The sequence below is a fragment of the Amycolatopsis sp. NBC_01480 genome (genome assembly GCF_036227205.1).
Lineage (GTDB): Bacteria > Actinomycetota > Actinomycetes > Mycobacteriales > Pseudonocardiaceae > Amycolatopsis.
Genome location: NZ_CP109442.1, coordinates 1,135,077 through 1,154,024 on the forward strand (window position 1 = coordinate 1,135,077; position 18,948 = coordinate 1,154,024).

General features: G+C 72.6%; 9 protein-coding genes and 1 pseudogene. 2 read left to right on the forward strand and 8 right to left on the reverse strand.

Going from position 1 to position 18,948, the window contains the following annotated elements; genetic code table 11:
* Positions 1-92 precede the first annotated feature (92 nt).
* The 3 genes from OG371_RS05330 to OG371_RS05340 form a co-directional block, all read right to left on the reverse strand.
* Positions 93-1,001 carry a ribonuclease Z gene (locus OG371_RS05330; RefSeq protein ID WP_329066126.1) on the reverse strand — a complete coding sequence of 303 codons (909 nt, stop codon included), beginning with the start codon at positions 999-1,001 and terminating at the stop codon, positions 93-95.
* 152 nt (positions 1,002-1,153) lie between these two features.
* Positions 1,154-2,182 (reverse strand): NAD-dependent epimerase/dehydratase family protein, encoded by a 1,029-nt coding sequence (locus tag OG371_RS05335; protein WP_329066128.1) that lies wholly within the window; start codon positions 2,180-2,182, stop codon positions 1,154-1,156.
* Positions 2,179-3,069 (reverse strand): ScbA/BarX family gamma-butyrolactone biosynthesis protein, encoded by an 891-nt coding sequence (locus tag OG371_RS05340; protein WP_329066130.1) that lies wholly within the window; start codon positions 3,067-3,069, stop codon positions 2,179-2,181. Before OG371_RS05340 ends, OG371_RS05335 begins: the two co-directional genes overlap by 4 nt.
* 267 nt (positions 3,070-3,336) lie before the next feature.
* Here OG371_RS05340 and OG371_RS05345 point away from each other — a divergent pair, with 267 nt between their 5' ends.
* Positions 3,337-3,972: a ScbR family autoregulator-binding transcription factor gene (locus tag OG371_RS05345; RefSeq protein ID WP_329066133.1), complete on the forward strand. Its 636-nt coding sequence runs from the start codon at positions 3,337-3,339 to the stop codon at positions 3,970-3,972.
* Positions 3,973-3,999: 27 nt separating this feature from the next.
* Here the strand turns inward: OG371_RS05345 and OG371_RS05350 are convergent, their stop codons facing one another.
* Positions 4,000-4,635, reverse strand: a complete 636-nt coding sequence (locus OG371_RS05350; RefSeq protein WP_329066135.1) for a ScbR family autoregulator-binding transcription factor — start codon at positions 4,633-4,635, stop codon at positions 4,000-4,002.
* A 286-nt stretch (positions 4,636-4,921) separates the two neighbouring features.
* On the opposite strand from OG371_RS05350, the gene OG371_RS05355 reads away from it, so the two are divergent.
* Positions 4,922-5,686 carry an AfsR/SARP family transcriptional regulator gene (locus OG371_RS05355; RefSeq protein ID WP_329066137.1) on the forward strand — a complete coding sequence of 255 codons (765 nt, stop codon included), beginning with the start codon at positions 4,922-4,924 and terminating at the stop codon, positions 5,684-5,686.
* A gap of 117 nt (positions 5,687-5,803) precedes the next feature.
* On the opposite strand, the gene OG371_RS05360 is transcribed toward OG371_RS05355, so the two are convergent.
* The 4 genes and pseudogenes from OG371_RS05360 to OG371_RS05375 all read right to left on the reverse strand — a co-directional run.
* The gene (locus OG371_RS05360; protein ID WP_329066139.1) at positions 5,804-6,391 is read right to left on the reverse strand and encodes a hypothetical protein; all 588 of its coding nucleotides are present in this window, start codon (positions 6,389-6,391) and stop codon (positions 5,804-5,806) included.
* Between the two features lie 150 nt (positions 6,392-6,541).
* Positions 6,542-7,372, reverse strand: a complete 831-nt coding sequence (locus tag OG371_RS05365) for an ABC transporter permease (protein ID WP_329066141.1) — start codon at positions 7,370-7,372, stop codon at positions 6,542-6,544.
* Positions 7,369-8,295, reverse strand: coding sequence for an ATP-binding cassette domain-containing protein (locus OG371_RS05370; RefSeq protein WP_329066143.1), 927 nt, complete (start codon positions 8,293-8,295; stop codon positions 7,369-7,371). Before OG371_RS05370 ends, OG371_RS05365 begins: the two co-directional genes overlap by 4 nt.
* Before the next feature lie 149 nt (positions 8,296-8,444).
* Positions 8,445-18,926, reverse strand: a pseudogene (locus tag OG371_RS05375) (type I polyketide synthase); the annotation flags it as partial.
* Between the last annotated feature and the right edge of the window lie 22 nt (positions 18,927-18,948).

Genomic DNA, 18,948 nt, shown 5'->3' on the forward strand with positions numbered 1-18,948 from the left:
GCACGCCCGGACCACCAGCATCCCGACACGCCGACGGCCCAGGACTCGTGAGTGTTTATGCCGGTTCTAACCGTCATAAACACTCACGAGTCTCAGCGGCGCGGCGGCAGCGGGACCACGTCGAGGTCGCGGGCCACGTGGATCTCGCCGTCGAAGACCTTGGCGGCCTCGTCGCGGAACTGGTCGGCCTCCTCGTAGGGGTAGCGCTGCGAGAAGTGCGTCAGCACCAGCGTGCGCGCGCCGGACTCGGCGGCGAGCCGGCCGGCGTCGCCGGCGGTGAGGTGGCCGTAGCGCTCGGCGAGGTCGGCGTCGGCTTGGCGGAAGGTGGACTCGGCGACGAGCAGGTCCGCGTCCCGCGCGCAGGCGAACGCGCCCGGGCACAGCCGGGTGTCCATCACGAACGCGAAAACCTGGCCCGGCCGCGGCTCGCTGACGTCGGTGAGCGAGACCGTGCGCCCGTCGACGATGAGCGAGCCCTCGCGCTGGAGCCGGGAGACGTCCGGGCCGCGCACCCCGGCCGCGGCCAGCGCTTCAGGCAGCATGCGGACGCCGTCCGGCTCGGCGAAGCGGTAGCCGTAGCAGTCGATGCGGTGGTCGAGGGCGTACGCCGACAAGGGACCGTCCAGCAGGCCCTCGCCGGTCACCGGCAGCTCGACCAGCTCCGCGCGCTCGTGGAACGACGTCGAGTGCCGCAGCCGGTCGAAGTACACCTGGCCGGACGCCGGGTAGTGACAGCGCACCGGGTGCGCGACGGCGTCCATCGAGAAGCGCTGGATGACCCCGGCCAGGCCGAGGCTGTGGTCCCCGTGGAAGTGGGTGACGCAGACCCTGGTCAGCGCGTTCGCGGCGACGCCGGCGTGGATCATCTGCCGCTGCGTGCCCTCGCCGGGGTCGAAGAGCACCCCCTCGCCGTCGAACCGCAGGAGGTAGCCGTTGTGGTTGCGGTGCCGCGTCGGCGTCTGGCTGGCCGAGCCGAGCACCACGAGCTCGCGCCGTGACATCCCGACATCTTCCCCCGGCGCGCCCCGGCCGGCCACAGAATTGATCTTCGAACGACGACGGCCGCCCGGAGTTTATTCCGGGCGGCCGTCATGATCGAAATTGCGGTGCGAATGCGAGCGGATACCAGAAGTGACCGCCCGCGCAATTATTGTTAAATCCGCGCTACCGATTCCTTAATACCCAGTACTTCCCGATACCAATACGCGGCTTCGGCCAGCCGGACGTCCAGGCCCGGCCCCGGGGACTCGCCGGTGCGGGCCCAGACGCGGCTGCTCTCGTACCAGTGATCCCGCGTGAGCAGGGAGTACTGGTGCTCGCTCAGCCAGGCCAGCGCGGCTCGGGTGCGGGCGCGGTGCTCGTCGAGCCGCAGGTCGGCCGCGGGAAGCGGCAGGTCGAGCGCCTCGCAGACCGAGGTGAGCAGGCTCCGCACCCGCACCGGGCGCGGGTCGGCCGCGTGGAACACCTCACCGGCCCGCCCCAGCCCCGGGTCCAGCGCGAACGCGGCGATGACCTTGGCCAGGTCGCCGGCCGCGATCACCGACGTGCGCGCCGACCCGCCCTCGGCCCAGGCCGGCACCGCGCGCAGCCACCGCACCAGCGTGGGGACCACGTGCCGATCCCCCGCGCCGTAGACCAGGTGCGGCCGCAGGACCACCCCGCCCGCCTCCCGGACCAGCCGCTCGGCCGCCAGCCTGCTCCGGCTGGTGGCCGACGACGGGTCCGTGACCAGCGCCGATCCACCCGGGGCAGCCACGTCGTCCGGCAGCCGCACCGATTCGGTGGCTCCGCGGTGGTCGCCGTCGCGGTAGACCGCGCAGGTGCTCAGGTAGAGCGGCCGCCGCACGCCGGCACGGCGGGCCTCCGCGAGCAGGTTCCGGGTGCCGTCTTCGTTGACAGCGGTGCACAGGTCCGCGTCCCCGCCGATGTGGGAAGCCAGGTGCACCAGGGTGGTGACCCCGGTGCACACGCCGGCCAGGCCGGTGGCGTCGGTGAGGTCACCGCGCCACTCGGCCACGCCCGCGCCGGCCATCCACGCCGGCATCGGCCGCCGGACGAGCACGCGCAGCCGCGCGCCCGCCCCGCGTTCCACCAGCTCCCGCACCACGGCCGCGCCGATGAAGCCGTTCGCGCCCGTGACCAGGATGTCCGTCTTACTGTCCGCCCCCAGGCCGGCAGTCATGACAAGCGCATCGCCAGCGTGCCGACGGCCGCGGTGTCCCCGTTCTGCTCGAACACCACCCGCACCACGCGGGCGCCGTCCGCGGCCACCTCGAGCTCTTCGGCCGTGATCAGGCAGTCGGCGTCGAACTCCACGTACGACTCGAACTCGAACTCGGCCCGCACGGGCAGCGCGGCCGGGTCGCCGACCTGCAGCAGGGCTGTCTGCCGGGCGGCCTCGGCCAGCACCATCGCCGGCACGTGGTCCACCACGTGGTCGAACAGCACCGCGTGGTCCGGGTCGAACCGCAGGGCCAGCACCCCGGGCACCTCGGTCTCCGCGACCAGCACGTCCCCGGTCCGGTCCCGGCCGACCAGCGCCGGCTCGACCGTGGGCAGCACCCCGGCCTGGAACGGCGTCGCGGCGAAGTGCTCACCCCGGACCCGCCGGTAGACGGCCGAAGACACGCAGCGCCAACGGTCCGACGCGGTGCCGATGTGGTGGCCGTCGCGGAAGCAGTCGAAGTCGAAGCGCATCCCGGCGACGTTCTTCCCGCGCGCCTGGACGTCGTGCGCGGTGGCCCGCAGGACCACGTCGACCGGGCGGCCCACGGTGGCCAGACCGGCCTGGTCGACGTCGTAGGTCTTCCAGTCGGACAGGAAGCTGTAGCCCATCGGGACGCCGTACGCCCGGTGCGCGATCAGCAGGCCCGCCTGCCGGACCGTCTCGGCGTACAGCAGCGGGTCGTGCGAAGCCGGTGTGAGCGGGCCGAAGAAGCTGTGCCGGCGCGGCCACTGCGCGCCGATCTCGAAGCGGCCCTCGCCGAGAATGTTCAGATCGGTGACGAAGACTTCCGAGACGGCCGCGCGGTGGACGAGATTGCGCGGGATCGTCTGCTGGAAATCCACCGACCGTCCCGGCGGCAGTTCGTCACCGGTAGTGGCCAATTGTGTGCGGACAGGATGGGTCAAAGTGTCGACCATGTCAGTCCTCCCAGAAAGCTTTCCCCAGTTTCCCCAGTACCTTTCAATTTCTAGCCGAATCGGCCGCACAAAACCATACCTACCTACCGGTTTTTTTCTCTGGCTCTCCGCGCCTCGGCGTCGTAGACTGTTCACTTGACGTCGGGGGCGGCACCGCCGGTCCCGACCACGCAAGCACGGAAGGGGCAGGACGTGGCTCGCCAGGAACGCGCGGAGCAGACTCGCAAGGCCATCCTCGAGGCAGCGGCCTCACGGTTCGACGCGGTCGGCTTCCTCGGCGCGAGCCTGTCGGACATCCTCGCCGAGGCCGGGGTGACCAAGGGCGCGCTGTACTTCCACTTCAAGTCCAAAGAGGACCTCGCCGAGGCGCTCATCCAGGAGCAGTTCGGCGTGCTGGACGGCGTGCCGGAGATGGACGACCCGGGCCTGCAGACGGTGATCGACTGGTCCCGCGACGTCGCGATGGGCCTGCAGTACGACGTCCGGGTGCGAGCGGGCATCCGGCTCGTCATCGAGCAGGGCACGTTCGTCGCCCCCGCCGGCAACGCCTACAAGCAGTGGATCGACACGCTCCACGGCTGCCTGCTCGCGGCGCGCGCGGCGGGCGACCTCCGCAAGGAGGTCAACCCGCACGACCTCGCCCAGCTCGTGGTCGCGTCCTTCACCGGGATCCAGCTGAGCTCACAGGTGCTGACCGGCCGGGCGGACCTGCTCGAACGCGTGACCTTCATGTGGCGCACCATCCTCAGCTCCGTGGTGCCCCCGCGCCGGCTGCACAAGTTCCACCTCGAGGGCACTCCCCAGCCGGCGGAAACCGCTTCCGCCTGAGGCGCACCGGAGCCGCCCGGCCTGTGCTCAGCCGCGAATGCCCGGCGCCACCGCGGAAAGCCACCCCGGCGAGGCCGGATCGATCAGCCGCCACAGCTCGATCAGCGTGCGGGCCAGGTCGACGTCCGGGTCGATCGTCCCGCTCGCGACCACCGCCTCCAGCCCCACGCAGGTGACGACCAGCAGCAGGGCCACCGTGTCGGACGGCGCCTCGCCGGCCAGCTCGCCCGCCTCGTGCGCGTCGGCCACGTACTGGCGCACCCGGGCGAACCAGGCCCGCGAGAACGCCACGTACCGCTCGTCCTTCGAGCCCATCTCCCGGGTCAGGCGGAAACTCGCGCCGACCTTCGGCTCGGTCTCGAGCCAGCCCATCAGCGCGTGACCGAGCACCGCGAGCCGCCGCAGGGCGGGCAGCGAAGCCTGCTCCCGGTGTTCGACGTGCTCGTTCAGCACCGTGACGGCGGCCTGCTGGACCTCGTCGCAGATCTCGTCCTTCGAGGAGAAGTGGAAGTACAGGCCACCCTTGGTGATGCCGGCCTCGCGCGCGATGTCCACCATGCTGGTGGCCGCGTAACCGTCACGGTGCAGCAGCACGGCCGCGGCGTCCAGCAAGAGGAGCCGGGTCTGCTCCGCGCGCGCCTGCTTGGTCACCGTCGTTCCCATCTCCTCGGGCCGGCCCGGGGGCGAACCCTGGCCAGCTCAGCCCTGCCATAATTACATACCAACCGCCCGGTTTACAAGCAGTCAACGGCGAAATACCGGTCACAACCGGCACTTCCTTCAGGCTAACTGCAGGTAAACAGACCGACCTCCCGGTTTTGTATTGAAAACCGACCTCCCGGTTTGATACGCTGCGCCGGTGGGACCAGTCACACGGCCGGCGAGATGGGGGCGCTGGGGGCGCCGCCGGCCGGGTCCCCGCCGACGCGGACACCGGAGGACAGCACTCATGATGAACTACGAAATACTCGGGCAGATCAGAGTCAGCGGCCGTCCCGGTGTCAGCGCGCCACGGGCCCGCAAGATCGAGACGCTGCTGGCGGCATTGCTGGCCAAGAACAACCAGGTGGTGACCACCGAGCACCTGATCGGCGAGATCTGGGGCGAGAACCCGCCGGCCCGGGCCAGCGCGGCGCTGTACGTCTACGTCTCGCAGCTGCGGAAGCTCCTGCGCGGCACCGGAGAATCCGATGAGAGCCCGGTGGTCACCAGCCCTCGCGGCTACTCGCTCCACGTCGGCATCGACGAGCTCGACGCCGACCGCTTCACCCGCCTGTACCAGGAAGGCCGGGCCTTGCACTGGGACCGCAGCTACGGCCAGGCCGCCAAGGTGCTGCGCCAGGCCGCGGACCTCTGGCGGGGCGAGGCCTTCGGCGGCTTCACCGACTCCCCCGACGTGCAGGCCTATGCCGCGCTGCTCGAAGAGAGCCGGCTGGAGTGCCTGGAACTGCTGATGGAGACCGAGCTGCTGATCGGGCGGCACCGCGAGGTGGTCGGGCAGCTCTCCGCGCTGGCGAAGGAGCACACGCTGCGCGAGACCTTCTACGAGTACCTGATGACCGCGCTCCTGCGGTCGAACCGGCGGGCCGAGGCGCTGGAAACGTTCGCCTCCGCGCGGCAGAACCTGGTGCAGCAGCTGGGCATCGAGCCCGGCAGCTCGCTGCGGAAGCTGCACCACAGCATCCTCGTCGGCGAGCTGTCGGACGCGGTATAACCAACCGCGATACCCACGGCCCGGCTCCCGCCACCAGCGGAGGGCCGGGCTGTTTTCGTTGCGCGCCAGGACTCGTGAGTGTTTATGCCGGTTAGAACCGGCATAAACACTCACGAGTCAGCTGCGGAACACCGACACCACGGGGCCGCCGCACTCGACCGGCTCGCCGTACCAGCCGCCCCAGCGGCTGTCGAGCGCCAGGTCGGCCAGCTCCGCCATCAGGTCCAGCTCCGCGGGCCAGACATACCGGGCGGGCACCTTCGCGCCGGTGAGCAGGATGGTCTGGCGGATGCTGTCGACCCCGGCCACCCAGACGTCCGCGGCCCAGCGTTCCGGATCCGGCTGCTGTCCCTGGACCACCAGCGCGCCGCCGGGCCGCAGCAGCCGGCTCAGGCGCCGCATCAGGCGAAGCTGCTCGCGCTGCACGGAAAACCGGGTGAGCGCATCCGCGGGGACGTACACGACGTCGTACCGCAGGCCGGTCGGCAGGCCGTGCCCGAGATCCGCGGCGGTGACCGCGTAGCCCTCCCCGGCCATCGCGTCGGCGACCGAGCCGCCGCCCAGTGCCAGCACCCGCCCGCCGTGGCGGGCCACGCGGTCGGCGACCTCGGCGAGGAACGCCACAGCGCCCGCGGGGTCGTCGGCCAGCGGCGCCAGCCACGCTTCGAGCACGTCGGCCGGCTTCTCGTCGATGCGGGTCGGCATCACGCCACCTCACTTCACGGAACTGGTCTTCTCTTCACGAAGTCCCTTGGTCACCCAGCGTGCTCCAGCGACCTAAAGTCGACCTTGTGGGCGCACGCCAAAGGGCGGCCCGCGCGTGGCGGGCCGCCCTTCGCCGGTGGTGCCGGGAGATCAGCCGTTGGAGCGCTGGTGGAACTTGCGCACCGCGAAGAACGCGGCGAGCGCCGTGATGCCCACCCACCAGGCCAGCGCGAGCCAGCCCGTGGAACCGAGCGCCGTGCCGTTCATCAACGCGCGGACCGCGTCGATCAGCACCGTCACCGGCTGGTTGTCGACGATGACGCGGAGCACCCCGGGCATCGACGCCGTCGGCACCAGAGCGCTGGTGGCGTAGGGGATGAAGACCAGGATCATGCCGAGGCCGCTCGCGCCCTCGACGGTCTTGGCGATCGAGCCCAGCAGCGTGGCGAGCCAGAAGATGCCTGAGGCGAACAGGGCCAGCAGGCCGATCGCGCCGAGCCAGCCGAGCACGCCGCCGCCCGGGCGGAAGCCGATCGCGAGGCCGATCGCGACCATCACCACGAGCGAGAGCAGGCTGCGCAGCACCCCGGCGACGACGTGGCCGACGAGCACGGCCGGGCCGGCCATCGGCATCGAGCGGAACCGCTCCACCAGCCCGTTGGTCAGGTCGGAGGCGACGCCGACCACGGTGGTGGTGGAGTTGAAGCCGATGCTGACCACGACCAGGCCCGGCACCAGGTAGTCCACATAGGCCATGCCGGGCAGGTTGATCGCGCCGCCGAACATGAAGCGGAACAGCAGGAGCAGCACGATCGGCAGCGAAACCGCTTGGATCAGCATCTCCGGGTTCCGGGTGATGTGCTTGACGTTGCGGCCGATCAGCACCCGGTAGTCGGACAGCGCCAGCGCGAGCGGGGACCGCCGATCCGGCGTGTCGGGGATCTGCTTCCCCACGGTCTCCTCGGACAGGGTCTGGGTCATCGCTTCTCTCCCGCGGTTCCGGTAAGGGTGGTGAAGACGTCGTCCAGGGTCGGTTCGGACAGCTCCAGCCCGATGGTCTCCAGGCCGGCGTCGGCGACCTGGTTGAGCACCCGCCGGACCTCGGCGGGCTGGTCGATGGCGATGCTGACGGCGGTGTCCAGCAGCACGCCGCCGGCCACCTGGTGGGCCCGGGCGGCCTCGGCGGCCGTCGCGAACTCGAGCTTCAGCCGCTCGGAGCCGACCTTGCGCTTGAGCTCCGCCGCGGTGCCCTCGGCGACCACGCGGCCCTTGTCGATCACCGCGATCCGGTCGGCCAGCTGGTCGGCCTCGTCGAGGTACTGGGTGGTGAGCAGGATCGTGGTGCCGCTCTTGAGCAGCTCCCGGATCGCGTCCCACATCGCCGAGCGGCTGCGCGGGTCGAGGCCCGTGGTGGGCTCGTCCAGGAACAGCACCGGCGGTGAGGTGATCAGGCTGATCGCCAGGTCGAGCCGGCGGCGCATGCCGCCGGAGTAGGTCTTGACCTGCCGGTCGGCCGCGTCGACCAGATCGAACTGCGCGAGCAGCTCGACGGCCCGGGTCTTCGCGGCGGCGCCGGACAGGTGGAACAGCCGCGCCATCATCTCCAGGTTCTCGCGGGCGGTGAGCAGTTCGTCGACGGCGGTGTCCTGCCCCGTCAGGCCGATCTGCTCGCGCACCTTGCGCTTGCGCCCGGCGACGTCGTGGCCGTTGACGGTCACGGTGCCGCCGTCGGCGTCCAGCAGGGTGCTGAGGATCCGCACCGTGGTGGTCTTGCCGGCGCCGTTGGGCCCGAGCAGCGCGAACATCGTGCCGCGCTCCACGTTCAGGTCGACGCCTTCCAGGACGTCGACGTCCCCAAAGGACTTGCGCAGCCCCCGCGCTTCGATCGCATAGCCGGTGACCATCGGTTTACCTCTCCTCGTTCGGGTCGAGATCGAAAACGAACTTCTCGCGTCGGAAACCGGCAAGGAGCCCGGAAAACTGTCCGTGCCAGTGGACCCCACCGCGCCGGGGCGCGGCAATAATGGCCGGGTCGCGCGGATCTAGGGGTGGACTAGTCATCGTCGCCGCCGCCGATCGCCATGCTGATCAGCGCGTCGGCGTCGAGATCGTCGATCGTGGCCGCCTCCACGGCCTCGGGCTCCGCGCCGGTGTCTTCCGGCAGCCGGACCCCGGCCAGCTCCAGCAGGCCGTCCAGGAGCCCGGCAGAGCGCAGCTGTTCCAGCGACAGGCCCGCCAGTGCGTCGCGGACTCCTTGCTCGGTAACGGTTCCCGCCGGTTCGGCGGTCTCCTCGCCGACCAGCTCGCCGGCCAGGTGCCCGGCCAGGATCCGCGGGGTCGGGTAGTCGAAGATCAGGCTGACCGGCAGCTTCAGCCCGGTGACGAGGCTGAGCTTGTTCCGGAACCCGGTCGCCGACAGGGAGTCGAAGCCGACCTCGTTGAACGAGCGGTCCGGCTCCACCGCCTCCGGCCCGGCGTGCCCGAGCAGCGCGGCGGCATGCGTCCGCACCAGGGTGAGCACGGTCGGGACCCGCTTGTTCACCGGCAGCCCGGCCAGCTTCTGCGCGAGGGACTCGCTTTCCTCGGCCGTGTCCTGGGCCGCACGACGGCCGGGTGTGCCGGCGAGGCCGCGCAACACGGCCGGGAGGTCGTCCTCGCCCGTGCCCGCCAGCACCCGGGTGTCGAGCGCGATCGGGACCAAGAGGGCCTCGGCCGAGCCCGTCGCCGAATCCAGCAGCCGCAATCCATCCTCAGTGGACAGTGGGGTGATGCCGGTCTCGCCGATGCGGTGCGCGTCCGCGTCCTCCAGCGCCTCGCCCATGCCGTCGGCCCAGAGGCCCCAGGCCAGTGAGCTGCCGGCCAGTCCTTCGGCCCGGCGGCGGACCGCCAGCGCGTCGAGGAAGGCGTTCGCCGCCGCGTAACTGCCCTGGCCCGGCGCGCCGAGCACCCCGGCGGCCGAGGAGAACAGCACAAACGCCGTGAGGTCGGCTTCGCGGGTCAGCTCGTGCAGTGTCAGTGCCGCGTCGGCCTTCGGCCGCAGCACGGTGTCCAGGCGTTCCGGCGTCAACGACGTCAGCACGCCGTCGTCGAGCACACCGGCGGCGTGCACGACACCGCGCAACGGCGCGTCCGGGGAAACCTGGGCCAGCAAAGCCGTTGCCGCATCACGGTCGGCCACGTCGCAGGCAGCCAGGGTGACGTCGGCGCCCAGGCCGGCCAGTTCGTCCCGCAGTTCCGCCGCGCCCGGGGCATCGGCCCCGCGACGGCTGGCGAGCAGCAGGTGCCGCACGCCGTGCTCGGTGACCAGGTGCCGGGAGACGGCGCGGCCCAGCGCACCGGTGGCGCCGGTGACCAGCACCGTGCCCTCGGCGTCCCAGACCGGCTGCCCCGCCGCGTCGGCCGCCCGGGCCAGGCGCGGCACCAGCACCGCGCCGGAGCGCAGGGCCACCTGCGGCTCGTCCGACGCCGACACCGCGGCCAGCGTGCGGCCGGTCGGGGTGCCCGGGCCGAGGTCGACGAGGGCGATGCGGCCCGGGTGCTCGGCCTGCGCCGAGCGCACCAGACCGGCCACCGCGGCACCGACCGGGTCGGGGTTCTCCCCCTCCTCGGCCGCCACCGCACCGCGGGTCACGACGAGCAGCGATCCGTCCGGGCGGCCCAGGAATCCCTGCAGCAGAGCCAAAACCCGGTACAGCTCGGTGTGCACGTCGTCGCCACCCGCCGGCAGCACGAGCAGGCCGCTGGCCCCGGCGAAGTCCGCCGAAGCGTTCGCCCCCAGCGCGTCGGTGAGGCCGAACAGGTCGGCGCCCACCACGGTCCAGTCGGTGACCTCCGCGACGGCGTCGAGGTCGGTCTGCTCCCAGGCCACGCGGAACAGCGAGTCGCCGCCGCCCGCCGCGACCGGCTGCGGGACCGCGGACATCGGCCGCAGCAGCAGCGAGCCCACCGAAGCGACCGGCGCACCGGCCCCGTCGGCGATGTCCAGCGACACCGCGCCGGTACCGACCGGCCGGACGTGCACCCGCAGGGTGGTCGCCCCGACCGCGTGCAGCCGGACGCCTTCCCAGGCGAACGGCAGCGCCGGCTCGTTCCCGGCCGCGCCGGAGACGCCGATGGTGTGCAGCGCCGCGTCGAGCACCGCCGGGTGGATGCCGTAACGGTCCACATCGGACACACTGGCGGGCAGCTGGATCTCGGCGAACGCCTCACCGTCACGCTTCCAGGCGGCGACCAGACCGCGGAACGCTTCCCCGTACGCCAGGCCGTCGGCGGCCAGCTCCTCGTACGTGCCCTCGAGCCGCACCGGCTCGGCGCCCGCGGGCGGCCAGGCGGTGAGGTCGAACTTCTCCGCCTTGCCGGCCTTCGCCAGCCGTCCGGTGGCGTGCCGCGTCCACGGAACGCCCTCGGCCGCGCCTTCCGGCCGCGAGTGCACGCTGAACGCCCGCTCACCGCCCGCCGCGGCCGCGCCGACCGCGAACTGCACCCGCACGCCGGAGCGCTCGGGCAGGACCAGCGGGTACTCCAGGGTCAGCTCTTCCAGCCGCGGGCAGCCGGCCTCGTCGCCGGCGCGGATCGCCATCTCGACGAACCCGGTGCCGGGGAACAGGATCGAGCCGCCGACGACGTGGTCGGCCAGCCACGGGTGGCTGCCGACCGAAAGCCGGCCGGTGAACAGCAGCCCGTCGGCGTCGGCCAGGTCCAGGACCGAGCCCAGCAGCGGGTGGTCCTCCTGGCCGGGTGCCGACGCGGTGCTCTCCATCCAGTAGCGGCTGCGCTGGAACGGGTAGGTCGGCAGCCCGACCGGACGGGCGCCGGTCGGCTCGTACACCGCGGCCCAGTCGACGTCGACGCCGCTGACGTGCAGCTGAGCGAGGCCGGTCAGCGCGGCCACCGCCTCGTCCTGTTCCTTGTGCAGCAACGAAGCGAGCACCAGTCCTTCGGGACGCTCGTCGAGGCAGCCGTCGGCCATCGCCGTGAGCGTGGTGTCCGGGCCCAGCTCCAGGAAGCGGGTGACGCCGTCGGCCGCGGCGCGGGTGACCGCGTCGAGGAACCGGACGCCGGCGCGCACCTGCCCGACCCAGTACTCCGGCGACGTCAGATCGGCGGGCGCGCCGGTGACGGTCGAGAGCACCGGGATTCGCGGCTCGGCATAGCTGAGTCCTTCGGCGACGGCACGGAACTCCGCCAGCATCGGGTCCATCAGCCGCGAGTGGAACGCGTGCGAGACGCGGAGTTGCTTGGTGCGCTCGAACTTGGCAGCCACCGCGGCCACGGCTTCGGCCGCACCCGAGATCACCACGGCGCTCGGCCCGTTCACCGCGGCGATGTCCACGGTGTCACCGGCGGCCTCCCGCACGGCCTCCGGTGTCGCGTCGATCGCCACCATCGCACCTCCCGCGGGAAGCGCCTGCATCAGCGCGCCGCGGGCGACCACGAGCTTCGCCGCGTCGGCCAGCGAAAGCACCCCGGCGCAGTGGGCCGCGGCGACCTCGCCGATCGAGTGCCCGGCCAGCACGTCGGGCTTGACGCCCCACGACCGGGCCAGGCGGAACAGCGCGACCTCCAGCGCGAACAGCGCGGGCTGGGTGTACCGCGTCTCACCCAGTTCCTCACCGCCGTTGATGATCTCGCTGATCGGGCGGTCGAGGTGGTGGTCGACAGCAGCGCAAGCCTCGTCGTACGCCGTGGCGAACACCGGGAACTGCTCCGCGAGCCGCGCGCCCATCCCGGCGCGCTGCGAACCCTGGCCGGCGAACAGGAACGCGGTGCGCCCGCCCGCGGTGGCGACACCGCTGACAACGCCGCGCGTCTCCTCCTCGTCCACCAGCGCCGCGAGGCCGCGGACGAACTGCGGCGAGCGGCTGCCGATCAGCACGGCGCGACGGTCGAACGCGCTCCGCGTGGTGGCCAGCGAGAGGCCGATGTCCGCGAGGCTGCCGTCCGGCTCCTCGTCCACATAGGACATCAGCTGCTCGGCCTTGGCCTTCAGGGCCGCGGCGCCGCGACCGGAGACCGGCCAGGCGACCGGGCCGTCGTGCTCGGGCACGCCGCCGCCGGTGACCTCGCGGCGGTCGCCCTCCTCCAGGATCACGTGGGCGTTGGTGCCGCTCACGCCGAAAGACGAGACGCCGGCCCGGCGGGTGTGCCCGTTCGGCAGCCACTTGACCGGCTCGGCCAGCACCCGGACCGCGCCCGAGGACCAGTCGATCTCGGTGGACGGCCGGCCGACGTGCAGCGTCGCGGGCAGCTCGCCCTGGCGCATCGCCATCACCATCTTGATCACCCCGGCCGCGCCCGCCGCGGCCTGGGTGTGGCCGATGTTCGACTTGACCGAGCCGATCCACAGCGGACGGTCGACGGCGGCCTCCTTGCCGTAGGTGGCCAGCAGCGCCTGGACTTCGATCGGGTCGCCCAGCTTGGTGCCGGTGCCGTGTGCTTCGACGGCGTCCACATCGGACGGAGCCAGCCCGGCGTCGGCCAGTGCCGCGCGGATCACGCGCTGCTGGGCCGGGCCGTTGGGCGCGGTCAGGCCGTTGGACGTGCCGTCCTGGTTGACCGCGCTGCCCTTGAGCACCGCGAGCACCGGGTGGCCGAGGCGGCGGGCGTCACTCAGGCGCTCCAGCACGACCACGCCGGCGCCCTCGGACCAGGTGGTGCCGTCGGCGTCGTCGGAGAACACCTTGCACCGCCCGTCGGCCGCGAGGCCCTGCTGGCGGCTGAACTCGACAAACGTCTCCGGCGTCGCCATCACGGTGACGCCGCCGGCCAGCGCCAGCGAGCAGTCCCCGCTGCGCAGCGCCTGCGCGGCCATGTGCATCGCGACCAGCGACGACGAGCAGGCGGTGTCCACGCTGACCGCGGGGCCCTCCAGCCCGAGGGTGTAGGACACCCGGCCGGTGACGATCGAGCCGGCGCTGTTCGCGCCCACGTAGTCGTGGTACTGGACGCCCGCGTACACGCCGGTCGGGCTCCCCTTGAGCGAGGCCGGGTCGATCCCGGCGCGCTCCAGCGCCTCCCAGCACGACTCGAGCAGCAGCCGCTGCTGCGGGTCGATCATCGGGGCTTCCTTCGGCGAAATCCCGAAGAACGTCGGGTCGAAGTCTCCCGCGTCGTAAACGAAACCGCCGCGGGCGACGTACGTGGTGCCGGGCCGCCGGCCGCTCGGGTCGAGCAGGCCGTCGATGTCCCAGCCGCGGTCGGCCGGGAAGTCGCCGATGGCGTCGCGGCCCTCGGCGACCAGCTCCCACAGCTGCTCCGGCGAGCTGACCCCGCCGGGCAGCCGGCAGGCCATGCCGACGATCGCGATCGGCTCTTCCGTCAAGGCCTCCTTACCTACCTTGGACGCGGGTAAGGAGTCCTTGACGTCAGTGAACCCAGCCACCTCCGAGAGCAGGTGGCCCGCCAAAGCCGACGGCGTCGGATGATCGAAGATCAGCGTCGCGGGCAGCCGCTGGCCGGTGGCCGCGGTGAGCCCGTTGCGCAGCTCGATCGCGGTGAGCGAATCGAAGCCGAGCGACTGGAACTGGGCCGACGGCTCGATCTCGTGCGCCCCGCGGTAACCGAGCACAGTGGCGGCGTGGCCGCGCACCAGCTCCAGCACGGCGTCACCGCGGTCCGCCTCGGGCAGGGCCAGCAGCCGGGACGCGAACGAGTCCTCGGTCGCCGTGGCAGCACCGGCGGCGACCCGTCGCCCGGCCCGGCCGACCAGCTCTTCCAGGATCTTCGGGATCCGGTCGAGCCGGCGCAGCGTGGGCAGGTCCAGCTTCGCCGGGACCACGGTGGCCTGCCGGACGACCAGCGCCCGGTCGAACAGCGCCAGTCCCTCCACAGTGGACAGCGGCACGACCCCGCTCGACGCGAGCCGCGTGACCTCCTCGGCCGAGAGCGTGCCGCCCATGCCGCCGACCTCGCCCCACAGGCCCCAGCCCAGAGACAGCCCGGGCAGGCCGTGGGCGACGCGGTGCGCGGCGAGGGCGTCGAGGAACGCGTTCGCGGCGGCGTAGTTGCCCTGGCCGGGCGCGCCGAGCACGCCGGAGACCGAGGAGAACAGCACAAACGCCGAGAGCGCGGTGTCGCGGGTCAGCTCGTGCAGGTTCAGCGCGCCGTCGACCTTGGGCCGCAGCACGGTGTCGACGCGCTCGGGCGTGAGCGCGGTGACCACCCCGTCGTCGAGCACCCCGGCGGCGTGGACCACCGCGGTGAGCGGGTGCTCGGCCGGGATGGTGGCCAGCACCGCGGCGAGCGCGGCGCGGTCGGCGACGTCGCACTGCGCGACCTCGACCGCCACCCCCAGCTCCCCGATTTCGGTGGCCAGCCGCGTCAGCTCCGGTGTGCCCCGGCGGCTGAGCAGCAGCAGGCGGCGCACGTTGTGCTCGGTGACCAGGTGCCACGCGAGCTTGCCGCCGAGCGCGCCGGACGCGCCGGTGACCAGCACGGTGCCGTGCGGGCAGAAGTACGCGGGCTCGGTCTCCGGCGCCGCGCGGACCAGCCGCGGCGCGAGGAGCGCCCCGAGGCGGACCGCGGCCTGCGCCTCACCGGCCGCGAGTACCTGCGGCACCACGGCTTCGGCGACGGATTCGGCGTCGAGGTCCAGCAAGACGAACGCGTCCGGGTTCTCCTCCTGCGCGGAGCGCACCAGGCCCCAGGCGGCGGACGCGGCCAGGTCGGTCACGTCCGCGCCGCCCACCGAAACCGCGCCGCGGGTGACGACGACCAGGCGGGCGTCGTCGGCGTGGCCGGTCGCCAGCCAGTCCTGCAGCCGGGCGAGCACGCGGTGGGTCAGCGAGTGCGTGTCCTCCGTGCTTTCGTTGGTGCACTCGAAGATCTCGACGTTCGAAGTGTCCACAGTGTTCATCATGGGCTCGGGCACGAGCGCCCGCTGCCACTCGACGCGGTACAGCGGCGGACCGGCGTCGACCGGCGTGGTGAACGGGCGGAACACGGCCTCCGCGACGGCGGCGACCGGCGCGCCGGTGGCGTCGGCCAGCGTGATCTCGAAGCCGTCATCGGTGGTCGGCACGAACCGCACCCGCAGTGCGGACGCGCCGGTGGCGTGCAGCTCGACCCCGGTCCAGCAGAACGGGACCAGGCCGACGCCGCCGTCACCGCCGCCGGCGACGCGCAGGGCGTGGGTGCAGGCGTCGAGCGCGGCCGGGTGCAGGCCGAAGCGCTCGGCCTCGCTGTCCTCGGGCAGCGCGACCTCGGCGAACACCTCGCGGCCCCGGCTCCACACCGCGCGCAGCGAGCGGAACAGCGGGCCGTAGCTGAGGCCGGTGTCGGCGAAATCGTCGTACAGGCCGTCGATCGTGACCGGCTCGGCCCCGACCGGCGGCCACTCGGTCAGCGCGGAGCCACCGCGCTGTGACTGCGGCCCCACCGTGCCGGCGGCGTGGGAGGTCCACTCGCCGGCTTCGTCCTCCAGTCGCGAGTGGACGGTCACGGGGCGGAGGCCGTCGTCGCCCGCGGCGCCGACGGTCACCTGCACCTGCACCCCGCCCCGGTCCGGGACGACCAGCGGGCTGCCCAGCGTCAGCTCTTCGATCCGGCCGGCGCCGACCTGGTCGCCGGCACGGACCACCAGCTCCAGGAACGCGGTGCCGGGCACGGTGACGACGTCGCCGAGCCGATGCCCGGCCAGCCACGCGTGCGTCTCGACCGACAGCCGGCCGGTGAGCACCACCCCGTCGGTGTCGGCGAGCGCGACCGCGGCACCGAGCAGCGGGTGCCCGGCCGAGGTCAGGCCCGCGGCGGCCATTTCGTCGCGGTTGGCGCGGGCGTCGATCCAGTAACGCTGGCGCTGGAAGGCATACGGCGGCAGGTCGACCCGCTGGGCGCCGCGGCCGGCGAAGACCGCGGCCCAGTCCGGCACCAGGCCGCTGACGAACAGTTCGGCGAGCGCGGTCAGCGCGGTGGGGGCCTCGGGCCGGTCCTTGCGGAGCACCGGGACCACCACAGCACTCTCGGTGCTCTGGCGCACCAGGGCCGACAGCACCCCGTCCGGCCCGACCTCGACGAACCGGCCGACGCCCTGGGCAGTCAGCGTGGTGATGCCGTCGTGGAAGCGGACGGCGGCGCGGACCTGGTCCACCCAGTAGCCCGGGGTGGCCAGGTCGACCTCCGCGCCGACGGTGGAGACGATCGGGATCACCGGCTGGGCGTACGTCAGCGTCTCGGCCACCGCGCGGAACTCCGCCAGCATCGGCTCCATCAGCGGCGAGTGGAACGCGTGCGAGACCTTCAGCTTCGAGGACTTGCGCCCCTCGAACTGCGCGACCACGGCGGCGACGGCGTCCTCAGTGCCGGACAGCACCACCGAGTCCGGGCCGTTGATCGCCGCGATGCTCACGTCGGCGGTCAGCACCGGCGAGACCTCGTCCTCGGTCGCCTGCAGCGCGACCATCGCGCCTCCGGACGGCAGCGCCTGCATCAGCTTCGCCCGCGCCGCAACGAGTTTCGCGGCGTCGGCCAGCGACAGCACGCCGGCGGCGTGCGCGGCCGCCAGCTCGCCGATCGAGTGCCCCAGCAGGAAGTCCGGCTTGATCCCCCACGAGGCGAGGAGCCGGAACAGCGCGACCTCGATCGCGAACAACGCGGGCTGGGTGTAGCCGGTCTGGTTGATCAACCGGGGCTTGCCGTCAATCACTGTCTTGAGTGGACGGTCGAGGTGCGGGTCCAGCTCGGCGCAGACCTCGTCCAGCGCCTCGGCGAACACCGGGAACGCGGCGGCCAGCTCGGCCCCCATGCCGGGCCGCTGGGCGCCCTGCCCGGAGAACAGGAACGCGGTCTGCCCTTCGACCTGGGTGCCGGTCACCAGGCCCGGCGCGGTCTCGCCCGCCGCGAGCGCGGCGACGGCGGCCTTCGGGTCGTCGGACAGCACCACTGCGCGGTGCGAAAGCGGCGAACGGGAGGTGGCGAGGGAGAAGCCCAGGTCCAGCGGCGACTGCGCCAGCGCTGACATCTTAGATGCCAGTCCGGTCGCCGCTGACATGTTAGATGCCACTTCGGCGGCTGACATCTTAGATGCCAACCGGCCGGCCTGGGCCTTCAGCGCGGCGGACCCATGGCCGGAGAACGGCATCGGCACGGGCAGGTCCGCGGGCCAGCTCGGTGCGGTGGGCTCGACAGTTCCGGTCTCCGTGGCGTCGGGCGAGGGGGCCTCTTCGACGATCACGTGCGCGTTGGTCCCGCTCACGCCGAACGACGAGATCCCGGCCCGGCGGGGACGGCCGTCCGCCGTCCACTCGCGCGAGGAGCGCAGCAGCTCGACATTGCCCGAAGCCCAGTCGACCTCGGTGGACGGCTCGGTGACATGCAGCGTTTCGGGCAGCAGCCCGTGGCGCAGGGCCATCACCATCTTGATCACGCCGCCGACGCCGGCCGCGGCCTGGGCGTGGCCGATGTTGGACTTGATCGAGCCCAGCCACAGCGGGGCGCCCGGGCGGTCCTGGCCGTAGGTCGCGAGCACGGCCTGGGCCTCGATCGGGTCGCCCAGGGTGGTGCCGGTGCCGTGGCCCTCGACCGCGTCCACATCGGACGCCGAGAGCTGCGCGTTCGCCAGCGCCTGCCGGATCACGCGCTGCTGCGAGGGCCCGTTCGGCGCGGTCAGGCCGTTGGACGCGCCGTCGGAGTTCACCGCGGAGCCGCGGACGACCGCGAGGACCGGGTGGCCGTTGCGGCGGGCGTCGGAAAGCCGTTCGAGCAGCAGGGTGCCCGCGCCCTCGGCCCAGCCGGTGCCGTCGGCGCTGTCGGAGAAGGCCTTGCACCGGCCGTCGGCGGCCAGGCCGCGCTGGCGGCTGAACGCCAGGAACGGGCCGGGGCGCGACATCACCATGACGCCGCCGGCCAGCGCCAGCGAGCAGTCCCGCTGCCGCAGCGACTGCACGGCCAGGTGCAGCGCGACCAGCGACGAAGAGCAGGCCGAGTCGATCGTGACGGCGGGGCCCTCCAGGCCCAGCGCGTAGGCGATCCGGCCGGAGATGACCGAGCCGGCGTTGCCGGTGCTCAGGTAGTCCTCGACCTCACCGGCGAGCACCGAGGGCGGCAGCTCGTCGTAGTAGTCCTGCCCGCCGCTGCCGATGAACACGCCGACCTGCTGCTTCGCCAGCGAGTGCGGGGCGATGCCACCGCGTTCGATGGTCTCCCACGCCAGCTCCAGCACCAGGCGCTGCTGCGGGTCCATGGCCAGCGCCTCACGCGGCGAGATGCCGAAGAACGGCGCGTCGAACCGGCCCGCGTCGTGGACGAAACCGCCCTCGCTGACGTAACTCGTGCCGGGCGCGTCCGGGTCGGCGTCGAACAGCGTGTCCAGGTTCCAGCCGCGGTCGGCCGGGAAGCCGCCGATCGCGTCACGGCCCTGGGCCACCAGCTCCCAGAGGTCCTCGGGCGAGCGCACGTCCCCGGGGTACCGGCAGCCCATCGCGACGATCGCGATCGGCTCGGCCCCGGCGGCCTCGACCGCGCGCAGCCGCTCCCGGGTCTCCTGGAGGTTCGCGGTCACCCGCTTCAGGTAGTCGACCAGCTTGCTTTCGTCAGTCATCTTGGGAACCCTCTTGTCGCTC

What these genes read in the sequence shown, in the direction of transcription:
- OG371_RS05330 (WP_329066126.1), bottom strand. Translation starts at nt 1,001, where the DNA reads ATGTCACGGCGCGAGCTCGTGGTGCTCGGCTCGGCCAGCCAGACGCCG.
- OG371_RS05335 (WP_329066128.1), bottom strand. Translation starts at nt 2,182, where the DNA reads ATGACTGCCGGCCTGGGGGCGGACAGTAAGACGGACATCCTGGTCACG.
- OG371_RS05350 (WP_329066135.1), bottom strand. Translation starts at nt 4,635, where the DNA reads ATGGGAACGACGGTGACCAAGCAGGCGCGCGCGGAGCAGACCCGGCTC.
- OG371_RS05355 (WP_329066137.1), top strand. Translation starts at nt 4,922, where the DNA reads ATGATGAACTACGAAATACTCGGGCAGATCAGAGTCAGCGGCCGTCCC.
- OG371_RS05360 (WP_329066139.1), bottom strand. Translation starts at nt 6,391, where the DNA reads ATGCCGACCCGCATCGACGAGAAGCCGGCCGACGTGCTCGAAGCGTGG.
- OG371_RS05365 (WP_329066141.1), bottom strand. Translation starts at nt 7,372, where the DNA reads ATGACCCAGACCCTGTCCGAGGAGACCGTGGGGAAGCAGATCCCCGAC.
- OG371_RS05370 (WP_329066143.1), bottom strand. Translation starts at nt 8,295, where the DNA reads ATGGTCACCGGCTATGCGATCGAAGCGCGGGGGCTGCGCAAGTCCTTT.